Annotated in this window: 10 protein-coding genes; 4 read left to right on the forward strand and 6 right to left on the reverse strand. The window is 43.5% G+C overall.

Annotated elements, in window-relative coordinates; genetic code table 11:
- Nucleotides 1–180: 180 nt before the first annotated feature.
- Nucleotides 181–1,011 carry a MalM family protein gene (locus tag AACS00_RS11425; RefSeq protein ID WP_110167467.1) on the reverse strand — a complete coding sequence of 277 codons (831 nt, stop codon included), beginning with the start codon at nt 1,009–1,011 and terminating at the stop codon, nt 181–183.
- A 109-nt stretch (nt 1,012–1,120) separates the two neighbouring features.
- Nucleotides 1,121–2,311 carry a maltoporin LamB gene (lamB, locus tag AACS00_RS11430; protein ID WP_181397559.1) on the reverse strand — a complete coding sequence of 397 codons (1,191 nt, stop codon included), beginning with the start codon at nt 2,309–2,311 and terminating at the stop codon, nt 1,121–1,123.
- A gap of 446 nt (nt 2,312–2,757) precedes the next feature.
- On the opposite strand from lamB, the gene glgX reads away from it, so the two are divergent.
- The 3 genes from glgX (at nt 2,758) to AACS00_RS11445 (ending at nt 7,606) form a co-directional block, all read left to right on the forward strand.
- On the forward strand, nt 2,758–4,731 hold the full coding sequence (glgX, locus tag AACS00_RS11435) for a glycogen debranching protein GlgX (protein ID WP_072670808.1): 1,974 nt from the start codon (nt 2,758–2,760) through the stop codon (nt 4,729–4,731).
- A 167-nt stretch (nt 4,732–4,898) separates the two neighbouring features.
- Complete coding sequence (locus AACS00_RS11440) at nt 4,899–6,761, forward strand: ABC transporter ATP-binding protein (RefSeq protein ID WP_110167469.1); 1,863 nt, start codon at nt 4,899–4,901, stop codon at nt 6,759–6,761.
- 140 nt (nt 6,762–6,901) lie between these two features.
- Complete coding sequence (locus AACS00_RS11445) at nt 6,902–7,606, forward strand: DUF445 family protein (RefSeq protein ID WP_110167470.1); 705 nt, start codon at nt 6,902–6,904, stop codon at nt 7,604–7,606.
- A gap of 38 nt (nt 7,607–7,644) precedes the next feature.
- Here AACS00_RS11445 and AACS00_RS11450 read toward each other — a convergent pair whose 3' ends face one another.
- From AACS00_RS11450 to AACS00_RS11460, 3 genes are all read right to left on the reverse strand, one after another.
- Nucleotides 7,645–8,397, reverse strand: a complete 753-nt coding sequence (locus AACS00_RS11450; RefSeq protein ID WP_110167471.1) for a phosphatase PAP2 family protein — start codon at nt 8,395–8,397, stop codon at nt 7,645–7,647.
- 172 nt (nt 8,398–8,569) lie between these two features.
- Complete coding sequence (locus tag AACS00_RS11455; RefSeq protein ID WP_110167472.1) at nt 8,570–9,400, reverse strand: arginase family protein; 831 nt, start codon at nt 9,398–9,400, stop codon at nt 8,570–8,572.
- Between the two features lie 6 nt (nt 9,401–9,406).
- Nucleotides 9,407–10,141 carry an IclR family transcriptional regulator gene (locus AACS00_RS11460; protein ID WP_004396815.1) on the reverse strand — a complete coding sequence of 245 codons (735 nt, stop codon included), beginning with the start codon at nt 10,139–10,141 and terminating at the stop codon, nt 9,407–9,409.
- A 251-nt stretch (nt 10,142–10,392) separates the two neighbouring features.
- Between AACS00_RS11460 and AACS00_RS11465 the strand changes: the two genes are divergently transcribed.
- Nucleotides 10,393–11,760 (forward strand): Na+/H+ antiporter NhaC family protein, encoded by a 1,368-nt coding sequence (locus AACS00_RS11465; protein ID WP_072670812.1) that lies wholly within the window; start codon nt 10,393–10,395, stop codon nt 11,758–11,760.
- 107 nt (nt 11,761–11,867) lie between these two features.
- Here the strand turns inward: AACS00_RS11465 and AACS00_RS11470 are convergent, their stop codons facing one another.
- Nucleotides 11,868–13,754, reverse strand: a complete 1,887-nt coding sequence (locus AACS00_RS11470) for a methyl-accepting chemotaxis protein (RefSeq protein WP_072670813.1) — start codon at nt 13,752–13,754, stop codon at nt 11,868–11,870.
- Nucleotides 13,755–13,826: the final 72 nt, after the last annotated feature.

The following is a 13,826-nucleotide window of genomic DNA, read 5'->3' on the forward strand; positions in this document are numbered from 1 at the left end:
TGCTTGTTCTTCCTTACGATAACGATTAGGACATGAAGAAAGCGACACGTTGGTATTGACCATTAAACCAAGGCAGAATAACACATCCGATGATTAAATAAGAACATGCCGCATTTTTCAATGCGGCATGTTCATGGCTTAGAAATCAATCTCAGCATTACCCAAAGTAATCTTAAATACTCACTGGTTAGTTCTGCTATTAACCGCTTTAACAAATACCGCTTGTGCGCTATCGATACCTAAGGCTTTGGCTTCATCGAGTAAACCAAGCGCTTTAGGGATATCATTCGCAGCAACCGCTTGTTGGATAGCTGAGTGATAATAATTTTTAGTATCTGTCTGAACGGTTGCTGCTTTGGTTGAGACTGACGTTTTAGATGGGGAACGATTGAACGACAACCAACTTGGACCGGCAACATCAAGCTCAATAGTTCCCGTTAGATGATGAGGTATTGGAATATCTTTAAGTTCAGGCATATAGTTACCGCGAGCCTCTGCATCAATGCGGCCGGGATGTGCAACATACGTACTAGCCTGAAGATCAGATGGTTTTGTGTAAACAATTAAATAGAGTGTGCTATATCCTTGAGGTGGAAAAAAGTCTATTTCTGAAACTAAGCGATTTCCTTTATTAAGCCGAGGTTTACGATACTCAAAACTCGCGCTATCAAATGACTCAATCACTTGACCTTGCTTGTCTGTAACCATAACGTGTGGATAAAAAACAGAATCTTTAATTTCACTCGTTATAGTTAAAGAAAGCTGACCTCGATCTGCTGGGATTTCAAACATCGCGACAGGGCTAGAAATAAGATCATTCTTTAAATATTGTGTACTAGGCGTGATAGAGACCTTTGTTGTGCTAGGCAACCTCACTTTGGTAGCTTGTAATTGAGCAACCATTTCAAATTGTTGTCTTGCTGAATCTGCAGAAGTCTGTTCGATAAGCGGGTTAGACTGACACCCTGCTAAAGCAATCCAGCCTCCTAATAATAATGCTCGAAAATACATAAGGATCCCCTATTTTATTTTTTTAAAGATTCGCATAAACCTTTAAAAAAATAGCTGACCTAAGTCAGCTATTTATCTATGGACTTAATAATGTGAAACTTTTAGCAGTTTACCACCAAGCTTCTACTTGCACACCAACAACAAACTCTGAATCATTACCTGTACCGAAACGATCATCATTTTTTGTATCATGCAGGTAGCTGCCATAAACGCGTAACTCAGGACGAGACCAGAAACTATCACCCATTGCCCAAGCTTGAGCAACAGTTAGTTTAGCATGACCAAAGTCTTCGGTTTCTGTACCTGCAGCTTTCTTACCACCGTGATAACCGGCTTCAAAGACAGTGCGCATCGTATCATTCCACTTATACATCGGACGTACTACTGCCGAGTATTGGTCTGTACTTAACTTCGCGGCGCTGATATCTGAGCCGTTCATATAAGCTAATTGGTGGCCCATTTCCCACTGTTCGCCAAGGCTCATTACACCCCAGTTAATCAAACGAAACGCGCTTGCATCATTATTAGCTGACGTACCACGGTTATACCACGCACCTGAGCCAAAATCCGCTACTTGATTTCCGTAACCATTAGTGCCGTATTGTAGGATAGTTTGGTTAAATCCATTGCTTAAACCTTGATGTAAAATCGCACTGAGTAGTACGCCATCGTCTGCTTGCTCACTGACATTATCTTTATCAGTAGCAAAGTTATAAGCAACAGCAAGTTCTAAAGAAGCGTTATCCCATACACCAATATTCGCTAGACGAGCATCAAAAATATAGCCCGTTGAGTTCTCATGAGCACCATCTTGAATCAATGCAACAGAGAGCTTTTGATCACCGATAGAAACATTTTCAATACCACCACCAGTACCTGATGTGTTTAGGAAGTAGAAATCCGTAATGTGGATATCTTTACGTTGGTAGTAGCGTTTACCAGCCCAAAGAACAGCGTCAGGATCTGAGGCAAACAAACCTTTTGCTTGTACGTTAAACTGAGCAACGTTAATTTCTTTGCTCTCCCAACCACTCTTACCTTCGTCCGAGCTGGCAATCATTGATTCAACTTTCCAAGTTTGCTCACCAGTTTCTAACTCTTTAGCAAAACCGAACTCGTAATAGTTATCATCTTCATTACCTAGACGACCTACGCCATTTTTTTCAAACGCTTGATCACCAGTACCATGATTGCTGATGGCCGTACCAGCACGCATGTAACCATTAAAATCGACAGCAAAAGCAGAACCTGCTGCTAAAGAAGCAGCCACTGCGGCAGCAATTACACTTACTTTTTTCATTGTTAACTCCATTTAGGGTTTTCTTTTATGACTTTATTTTTATCCTCAACCATGACGTGACTCATAAAGGCAGAAATGAATAACGAAAAGTAGAGGTGAGACGGGATGAATCCCCTGTTGTTTCAGCTGTTGAGCAGGTTACTAAAAGTACATAAGGGTGACGTCCTCCACCCTAACTATATTTAGGGGGGATGAGAGAGGATGAGATATTTTACCGTATGGTATTTTTAATAGATTGATCACGAAATTAGGGGGGAGAGCAGTACCAAGCAAGACCATTAATTCATACAAAATGTATTAGTGATCACTGTTTCACAATAAGTTAACCGCAAAGATGAAATAAAATTACATAATAATATTTGTGACTAGGCGCTTGACCTTATGCTGACAAAGCCTTTTACTTAATGAGTCAGTGACTGAAAATAGAATAACAACGGTAACTTACCATGAAAGCCATGCTCTCTCAGCCGTACCCACTCGGCGCGACACTCGATAACGATGGATGCAATTTTGCTGTCTTCGCCCCCGCTAACAAAGATATGGTGTTAGCGCTTTTTCATGTCGACGGCAGTTACCAAACTCACCCTTTGGATCAAGAATATGCGGGTATTCAACATACCTATGTGGAAGGCATTAAAGCGGGACAACGTTACGGTTTTATTACTCAGGTCGAAGGGGAGCTATTTTATCTGTCCGATCCTTATGCTCAAGCTTTAGATGGCCCACTGACCTATCAGCCGCCGTTAACACCAAGCGGTAGTTTTGATTTGCCCAAATGTGTCGTGGTCGACGATCAATTTGACTGGCAAGGTGTGCAACGGCCTAAACGGCCACGTGATGAGATGGTTATTTTTGAAACCCATGTTAAAGGGCTGACTAAACTCAATCCTAATGTCCCTCAATCGCAACGCGGTACCTACTTAGGGTTAATCAGTGAACCCATGCTGACCTTTTATCGGCAGCAAAATATCAATACATTACAACTACTGCCTATCGCCGCCTGTATGCATGAGCCTCATCTACTTGAAATGGGCAAAGTCAATTACTGGGGCTATAACCCATATTTATTTATGGTGCCCGACCCACGTTACGCCAAAAGTGATGCGGTACAAGAGTTGAAAACCGTGATCCGCGAACTGCATAAGCAAGGCATCGAAGTGATCTTAGATGTCGTCTATAACCATACCGCTGAGGGGGGAGAAGGTGGTGCCGTTTTTAATTTGAAAGCCCTCGATCCCAATTACTATCTTAAGCATGGCTCAATGTACGCTAATTTTACCGGATGCGGCAATACGCTTAACCTCACTTATCAACCCACCTTAAATCTCGTTATGGATACTTTGCGCTATTGGGTCAATGAGTATCAGATTGATGGTTTTCGTTTCGATTTAGCCGCCACTTTGGGGCGTGATGGCGATAATTTTAGTCGTGAAGCGGCCTTCTTTAAAGCCGTGGCTCAAGACCCTGTTTTACAACAGGTGAAATTGATTGCCGAGCCATGGGATATTGGTCCAAATGGTTATCAAGTCGGTAATTTTCCTTTTGGCTGGAATGAAACCAACGATAAATTACGAGATATTTCACGAAGTTTTTGGCGTGGCGATCAAGGATTTTTAAAAGAGTTTGCCACACGAATCATGGGGTCACGCGATTTATACAGCGCCTCACAGTGGCCCTATAAATTAACCGTCAACTACATCACCTATCATGACGGCTTTACCCTACAAGATCTCGTTTCTTACAAACATAAGCACAATGAAGCCAATGGCGAACAGAATCGTGATGGTCATGGTGATAATCGCTCGGATAACTATGGCTTCGAAGGCGATACCGATAATATGGTCATTCGTACCATTCGTGAGCGACAAAAACGTAATTTTATGGCCAGTTTATTGTTTGCGTTTGGGATCCCCCATATTCTTACTGCGGATGTCGTCTCACATACTCAACAAGGTAATAATAATGCCTATTGTCAAGATAACGAGATCAGTTGGCTAAACTGGCAATTGACGGAACGTAAAGAGTATTTCAGACAATGGTTAGGTGAGATGGTTGCTGCTCGTCAGCGTTATATGGTGCCGTTTATTCGAGCCTTCAGTGGTGAAACACGCAATTCAAACCGCGTTTTTTGGCGACGTAATGATGGTACATTAATGGAGCAAGATGACTGGAATCAGCGCAACTCCGTGATACTGCATATTGGCATTGGTGATCATGGCCAAGAGCTCGCTTATTTGATTAATCAAACCAACGCTAATACTCGCTTTACACTGCCAGGAGAAACGGATCAAGAATGGTGCGTTATCTGTGATACGAATATGCGTACCGTACATCAAGACTCGGTAAAAGATGAAGTTGTTCTCCTACCGATGTCGATGGCGATTTTACACAGCCATCCACGGAAAAAATCACCTAAATAGCGTCAAACAAGTAGGTGTTCATCGATTTGGCCACCTACTTGCTGTCGATAATAGCGATTTTGATCTCCCACACCACTTCTGTTATAACAGCGCTTCCTCATTGATGTCCCCTATTTATTAGAAACGCTATTTCTCTCAAACTATAGAGCGTAGATTAAGGTTTTTGCATGTATAAACGATTTGAAAGTTTGACGGATGCTTTCCCCAAACAAGAGCCACAACGGCCACCCAATACCTTATGGGCCTTTTGCTTACACTACACCAAAGGTTTTGAAAAACCGTTGATCACTATGGCGCTATTAAGCACCTTGATCGCGGTCATTGAAGTCTCTCTATTTGGTTTTATGGGACACTTGGTCGACTGGCTATCCACCAGCCAGCCAGAGACGTTTCTCAGTGATAATCGCAATACACTGATCGGTCTAGGATTACTCCTTTTAGTGGGGATGCCGCTGCTCGTTTCGGTGTATTCACTATTAATTCATCAGACCATGTTGGGTAATTATCCGATGTCGATTCGCTGGCTCGCGCATCGTTATTTACTCAAACAAAGCCTATCTTTCTATCAGGATGAATTTTCCGGACGAATTGCCACAAAAGTGATGCAAAGCGCTTTAGCGGTACGCGAAACGGTCATGAAGACACTGGATGTTTTTGTCTACGTGATTGTTTATTTCTCAGCCATGCTGTTTATTTTAGCTCAAGCCGATTGGCGACTCATGCTGCCGATGTTGCTCTGGCTTGCCGCTTATATCGCGATTCAAGTGCACTACGTGCCGAAATTAAAAAAAATCTCTACCGAGCAAGCCGATGCTCGGTCGCTAATGACCGGACGAATTGTTGACAGTTATACCAATATCATGACCGTCAAACTGTTTTCTCATAGCCGACGTGAAACCGATTATGCCGAACAAGGTATGGAAGGGTTTCTCGATACGGTGCACCGCCAAATGCGCTTAGTCACTGGCTTTAATATTTGCGTCGAAATCGCCAATTATGTTTTGGTCTTTACGATTGCTGCTATGTCTATCTATTTATGGATGGGCAGTGCGATCACCGTTGGAGCGATTGCGATTGCCATTAGTTTAGCGCTACGTATCAACGGCATGTCAAAATGGATAATGTGGGAAGTCGGTGCTCTATTTGAAAACATGGGTACCGTTGTCGATGGCATGAAAATGCTATCCAAACCAATTGCGATAGAAGATAGTCCTAATGCCCAAACTTTGCAGGTACGGGAAGGAAAAATCGAGTTCGAAAACGTCAGTTTTCATTATGGTGAAAATAAAGGGGTGATCAATCACCTTAACCTGACCATCAAACCTGGAGAAAAAGTTGGCCTCGTCGGTCGCTCCGGAGCTGGGAAATCAACTTTGGTTAATCTCTTGCTACGCTTTCACGATGTAGAAGGTGGCGCTATCAAAATCGACGGTCAAAATATTGCTGAAGTTACCCAAGACTCATTGCGCGCTGCCATTGGTATGGTGACGCAAGATACTTCTTTGCTCCATCGTTCGATTCGTGAAAATATCTTGTACAGCAACCCTAATGCTTCCGAAGAAGCGATGTTAAGGGCTACGCGTCAGGCGCATTCTCATGAGTTTATTGAAACCTTAACCGACCCATTTGGTAACATCGGTTATGATGCACAAGTTGGCGAACGCGGCGTTAAGCTCTCAGGTGGCCAGCGTCAGCGGATTGCCATATCACGTGTACTGCTCAAAGATGCGCCACTGCTGGTATTGGATGAAGCCACCTCAGCGCTCGATTCAGAAGTCGAAGCCGCCATTCAAGAAAGCCTCAATGAGCTAATGCAAAATAAAACCGTGATAGCGATTGCCCATCGGCTATCAACTATTGCCGCCATGGATCGCTTGATTGTATTAGATAAAGGACACATTGTTGAACAAGGCACTCATCAAGCGTTGATTGAACAAAATGGCATCTATGCACAGCTCTGGGCACATCAGACTGGCGGCTTTATTGGTGGTGAAGAAGATGATTTGGCATCATTGAACGATAAAAAGTAAGTACTTCCTATCATCATAGTTATGAATGTTGGCTGCCTCCCATGCAACCCACATTCATAGGACGCCAACTCAACAATATTAACTAATTTTTTCTGTTCCTTTCGTCCCTTTGGGACATTTCATTTTGGTGTAACGTTATCATGAACAACAAAAGCATTATGACCAACCTTATTGCCTTACTGGTATTAATCGGTGGTTATTACTTCTCTTATCCTATGATGTTTAGTGCAGGATTATTCGCTTTTTCTGGTGCAGTAACCAACTGGCTAGCCATCCATATGCTATTTGAAAAAGTGCCTTTTCTTTATGGTTCAGGGGTTATCCCTGCGCGATTCGATGATTTTAAGAACGCGATTAAAAGCCTGATGATGGAGCAGTTTTTTACTGATGCGAATATTGAGCGTTTTCTCAATCAAGAAATGAGCAGTTCACAATCCATCAATCTTGAACCGGTAATTGCTCAGGTTGACTTTAATCCAGCGTTTGATTCCTTGGTTGAGGTCATCCAGCAATCTTCCTTTGGTGGAATGCTGGCTATGTTTGGTGGTACCGAGGCACTGCAACCGCTTAGAGCCCCTTTTGTTGAAAAGATGCAAGCGTCCATGATCGACATCAGTCAAAACGATTCCGTGAAAGACGCCTTAAAAGCCCAGCTTGAGTCTCCGGCGATGCTGGATGAAATAAAAACCAATATTGAGCAGATTATCGAACAGCGTTTACATGAGTTAACACCACAAATGGTTAAAGAGATCGTCCAGAAAATGATTAAGCAACATTTAGGCTGGCTCGTTGTATGGGGCGGGGTCTTTGGCGGTTTAATTGGTGTCGTGGCCGGTGCATTGTAGGCCTTCATACTCAAAAAAATGGGCGTAAAGCCCATTTTTTATTGTTTTTGATAACGTAAAAAAGACGGTAAATAGCGCCAAGCCCAGGGGTATTGTTTCGGTACCACTATGTATAGCGCACCGATTAATAAGGCAGCAGCAAATAAATCTTCCGGCCGATGCATACCAACCCATAAGCGAGAAAAAGCGATAGCGCCACTCCAAGCTAATAATAGCAAAGCACTTAATCGATGTTTTTGCTCTAACCAAATACCGCCAAAAAACAGCAAACAGAGCGCAGCAAAAACGGTATGACCTGAAGGGAAAGAGTAATCTCGCTCTTGTTCCCACACCGCTAAACGTGCGGAAGATACTTTACCGTTCATTTGCTCCATCGCTAACGCTTGCTGCTGACTATCTAATCGATAAAAATGTTGCGGAGAAGGCAGAGTGAGTAATTGAGTCATCACTTCAGTGTAAGGACGAGGGCTTTGAGTCACGTGTTTGATGCCTGTTTTTAGGATCATCGCCAGAACTAAGAGCATCCCAAGTTGCATCGCTTTATCTAGCCATTGGCGTCGACACTCAGGCACGCGATACCAAGTCCAGCCAATCAGTACCACTAAAGTCAGCAAAAACCCTTCTTTACCAGCAGAGTGAGTGAGTAAGACCAGCCATTGGGTCAGACGATCATCGTCTAAAGCGAATAAGTTAACTTGTGTCCCGACAAGACTGATGGGGATTAATAGCAGCATGAGCGCTATAAATAGCATCAATCCAAATTTAGATTGAGTAATTGGTTGCTTCAACACGTTTACACCTCCACTTTGAGGCTAAGGAGTGTAAACGAGTTTTTATCCACTTCTATCAAACTCTATTCATTTCTTTGTCAATTTTTTAAAAACGCGATCTTCGACGGTTACACAATAATCAACGCCTAATCACGGTACTTGTTCTTAGACAAGCCGTCATCACTTTAAACGCTCAACCAGCCATATCAACAGACAACCGATTCAACTCATCAATAATCGCTTTCGTCTCCTTAGAGTAGATCAACTTATCTTTGGCTCCGATTAACTGAATCATTTTTACTTTACCAGAGAGAACAAGCTGACGAAGCATACGCAGCACCATTTGGCAATCAATAACATGATGCTCATCTAATCGATTCAATGGGATCAATGAAGCAAGATCAATAGAAATCAGCAATTGGTCACAGTGATCAATATAATGATTCAATTGGCTTTTGACCTGATTTCGTTGCCGAAAATGGCATTCTTGATCGGTTAACCAATCGCAACCTAAATCTTCTGCGTAATCTAAGGTTTGGCTATTTACTCGCTGGGCATCAATCCCTAAATAGAGTAACCGCGTCTGAGCATAACGAGATAATGCAAAATGATAAGCAGACCCAACTTGACGATCTAAGGTCTGTTTTAATTCAAATTCATGACCAATATGAATAATCCCGAGTTCATCATTATCGAGCGCTAACAGCGGTAAGGCATTGAGCAACAATTCATGGCAATTGCCCAATATCACCGGAATCGAATGCAAGGTAAAATGATGACTGAGCAAGTCACGAAAACGAGTATCGGCAGGATCATGCAAGACCAAATGGCCAGCATCAGCGTAATGGGCATGGATACCTTGCTGGTAAAGCCAATCGGCGGCAAATTCTAAACTTTGCTGAGCCAATTCAAATTCTACTTGAGACATCGGCTTTATCTGTTCGCACACAGTACAAAACGTAAAAGCAGACATCGACTGAGGCGCTGGACGGCTGAGACGGTAGCGTTTGAATAGACTAAGCATGATGAATTACCTTTCTGGTGGCAACGCTCGCGCGGCCTGTAATACATGTAAAATGATCCGTTGCCGGTGGGTCTCGACACGATGAGCAGGTGCCATAACAGAAATGGCTCCGATCAATTTACTCCCTTTCATTACCGGAGCGCTGATCCCAGAGACCCCAGGATCAATTTCAGATGTGCTCACGGCATAACCATGGCGACGAATTTTCTCTAATTCGATTTGCCACTTTTCCATTTGATGATCTTCACCAAAATAGCGCAGTATTTTTTCACAGCGCTGAGATGGCATAAATGCCAACATCACTTTAGATGAGGCACCCCGAAGCAGGGGTTGACTTTGACCCTGGACGAAGCTGCATCGAAGTGCCTGCATACTCTCTTTTTGGCTGACACACAAAGCTCGGTATCCCACCGGAACCATGTAGGCCGCCATTTCACCAGTCTGTTTCTGTAAACGACTCAGTACGGCTTCCACCGCGTCTAAATTATGTTGGCTGGTCTCATAACTGTGCATGAGCAGCAGTGCTGCCGGGCCAATAATTAACGTTTTATCGTGTGGGCTTTCTTCTATTAAGTTCCATTCTTTAAGCAGTTTAAGATGTCGATATAAGCTACTCAATGGCACTTGCAGTTGATCGCTTAACGTTTTAGCCGAAACCGGTTCATGATTAACGGCAACTTGCATCAATAACTGCAGCGATTTCTCATTAACCTGACTGGTTGTTGTTTTTGCTTCATTCATGTTGTTCTTTTTAGCCTTTATTGCTTTATCGCTCAAACTTACATTCTTATATATCGAGAATTCTAAACGATTGAAAGCATTGCTTTCTCAAAATGTGGGAAAATTAGATTAAAAATCGCATTATCTTATCCATTCAATAGTGCAATGAAAGACATATAAGAATCTAGATGTTTAGATGGCTAAATTTGACAAACCTTACTGGAACGATTAGTCTGCGTCTCCTTGTTGCTGATAATCAAAGTTGTTGTTCCATGTCTTCAAATTCTTCTACTCCCGTTACCCCATCGGCGATCGCCTTACTCCCTTTGCTGGTATTTCTTGCGCTCTTTATTGGTGTCGGTACTTATCTCACGTTTCAAGGCGTTGAGTTTGCGTTTTATCAACTCCCCGCTCCTATCGCTATTTTACCTGCCGTGATCATCGCGCTCTTGCTGAGTAAAGAATCTCTGAATCGCGCTATAGAGCAGTTTTTGCGTGGCGTTGGACACCAAGATATTATTGCAATGTGTATGATTTACTTATTGGCCGGCGCCTTTGCCGCCGTAGCAAAAGCGTCTGGTGGCGTCGATGCAACGGTAAATCTGGGACTATCAGCGATCCCAAGTGAAATGATTTTACCGGGGATTTTTCTTATTTCTGCTTTTATCGCTACTGCAATGGGCACTTCAATGGGCACCATTGCCGCCGTTGCGCCCGTGGCATTGGGCATTGCTCAATCGTCCGGTATGAGCCTCCCATTAACTGCGGGAGTCGTATTGAGCGGTGCGATGTTTGGGGATAACTTATCCATCATCTCAGACACTACCATCGCCGCTACGCGCTCACAAGGCTGTGAAATGCGCGATAAATTTCGTGAAAATATTCGCATTGCCCTCCCCGCGGCTATTTTCTCACTAATCGTATTTGCGTTTAGTAGTACAACCACACAAACCCCTGATACCTCAGCTATTGAATGGTTAAAAGTGCTGCCATACATGACGATTTTGGTTCTGGCAATCTCAGGGATCAATGTCTTTGTCGTCTTAACTGTAGGCATTGTATTAGCCGGCAGTGTCGGACTTTGGCAAGGAGATAATTATAGCTTAGCCAATTTTGGACAAGATATTTACCGTGGCTTTGGCAACATGCAGGAGATCTTCTTATTATCGATGTTAATTGGCGGCCTAAGTGAGCTAATGCGTCGTCAAGGTGGGTTGGCCTTTTTAACTCAACTGGTCAGCCGTTGGATCCAGCGCTTAGCCAAAAAACAAACTCCAGCCGCCCAAAGCCGCGCCAGTGAGTTAGGGATCGCCGGTTTAGTCTCTATGGTCAATACCTGTACAGCCAACAATACCGTGGCTATCATTGTGTCAGGCGGAATCGCTCGTCAGTTAGCTGAAGAGCATGCGGTTACGCCGAAACGTTCGGCAAGTTTGTTGGATATTTTTTCGTGCGTGATGCAAGGTATCTTGCCATATGGGGCACAAGTACTCTTACTTGGTTCGATTTTCCAACTCTCTCCTTTAGAGATTGTTGCCCACTCTTATTACTGCTTTTCATTAGCCTTTGCGGCGATTGTGGCGATTTTATTTACCCGCCCATCCCGTCGTCGTTACTCACAAACGGTGACTCACCAATAAGTAAAAGCACGCGAGCGATAAAACGGCCCCTAAGTCTACACTGAGGGGCCGTTTTAATGATCGATTAGGTCATGCATGCCTTACAAAGCAAAGGCGGTAAGCGTCGATTAACTCACTTTAAACGTTGCCACTTTTGCACTCAACTCAGCGGCTTGCTGCTTCAACTGATTGGATTGACTCAAACTATCTTCAGCCCCCACCACTAGCTGCTCAGTCACATCTTTAATCGCCGTCACATTTTGAGTGATTTCACCCGTCACATGCGTTTGTTCCTCTGCTGCTGTGGCGATCTGAGTCGCCATATCACTGATCAAAGCAACAGCGGCATTAATTTCTTCTAATGCATGCGTTGCTTTATCAGCATCATCGACCGAATTATTCGCCAAACTTGAACTGCTTTCCATCAATGTAACGGCACGCTTGGTCGTCTCTTGCAGCGTATCAATGGTCGATTTTATCTCTTCTGTTGAGGTATGAGTGCGCTGTGATAATACTCGAACTTCATCAGCAACCACCGCAAAACCTCTCCCTTGATCGCCTGCTCGCGCCGCTTCAATCGCTGCATTTAACGCCAATAGGTTCGTTTGTTCAGCAATGCCTTGAATGGTCGCTAATACGGTTGAGATTTCTTGTGCATGTTGATTGAGAGCCGAAATAACCGAGCTGGCTTGTGATACCTCTTTAGCAAGATGATGAATCGACGACTTGGTATTAAGCACTAAAGTACGACCATTATTGGTGCTGGTCGCTGAGTTCATTGCCGCTTGAGCCGTTTGCTCAGCGTGAGAGGCAATTTCCTGCGTCGCTGATGCCATTTCAGTCACCGCTGTAGCAACCATGGTGATTTCTTGCTGTTGAAGACTTAATTCAGAAGCCGATTGGTTAGCTCGCTGAGCGCCATGCTCAGACTGCGCGGTTAATTGCTCAGATTGCTGACGAATATGACCAATCAGTTGCTGTAAACTTGCCACAAAGGTATTGAAGCTTTCCGCTAATTTTCCTACTTCATCGTTATTTTCAACCTGAATTCGCTGAGTTAAATCACCGCTACCATTGGCGATTTGCTCTAAGGCATGCGAAACATTGCTTAACGGACGGAACAAAATATTACACAACACATTAAATAAGACCGTACAAACAACGACAACTAAAAAGGTAACTAACAACTGCCCCCAGAGCGCATCAAAGAGAGGGGCAATCAACGATGAATAATTGATAACAATCACTGTACTTAGCGCTGTACCTTCAATCGCTCGTGCAAATAGTACATTCTCTTCACCATTGATCATCACTTTACTGTATTGACCAGACCGCTGTGCTGCTTGAATATCCCGAAAATTCAGTCCCAATTCACTGACATTTTTATTCAATAACTGAGTATTTGCATGAGTAAAAACATTGCCTTGTTGATTAGCAATAAACATATAACCAGAGCCGGGCAAAATGGTTTGCTTCATACTATTAAGAATATCAGTGATCTCCACATCGGCACCAAGTACTAATGTTTGACCATGTAAGTTGATCGCTTTACCAAGAGAGACCACGTTGGCTCCAGTCGCAGCGGCTACGGTAGGATTATCCATAAATACGGCATTGGGGTTAGCTTTAGCGTTAATGTACCATCCCCATTGGCGAGGATCGTTATTACCTGGTGGTAAAACGACACCATTGGCATTCTGTTGTGAGCCATCAGGATAGGCTAAAAATACATTGTCGAAATCCGCGGAGTGCTTAACTTGTTTAAGGTGGGTAACAATCGCCTCTGGTTTCACCTCCTGTGATAAAGAAGTCAGCGCACGCTCTTTAGAGACTAGCCAATCAGAAACGTATTGATTATAAGAAGAGGTCGCACTTTGCAAACGTTGTTCGATTTCGATATCCAATCGCCCGAGTGCAGCATTAAACGATACGGCCTCAACCAATACACCACCAACAATGATGGCAATACTGGCTGAGATAGCCAACTTATTCTTTAGTGAAAGGTTTTTAAACATACGCTATCCCCGTTATGACCTTGTCGTGCTTCGTGTGAGAAGCGCTTATTTATTTGTTTTCGGTAATCTTGC

Origin of the sequence: Vibrio sp. 11986-1-5 (assembly GCF_963878025.1) — a bacterium.
GTDB lineage: Bacteria > Pseudomonadota > Gammaproteobacteria > Enterobacterales > Vibrionaceae > Vibrio > Vibrio injensis.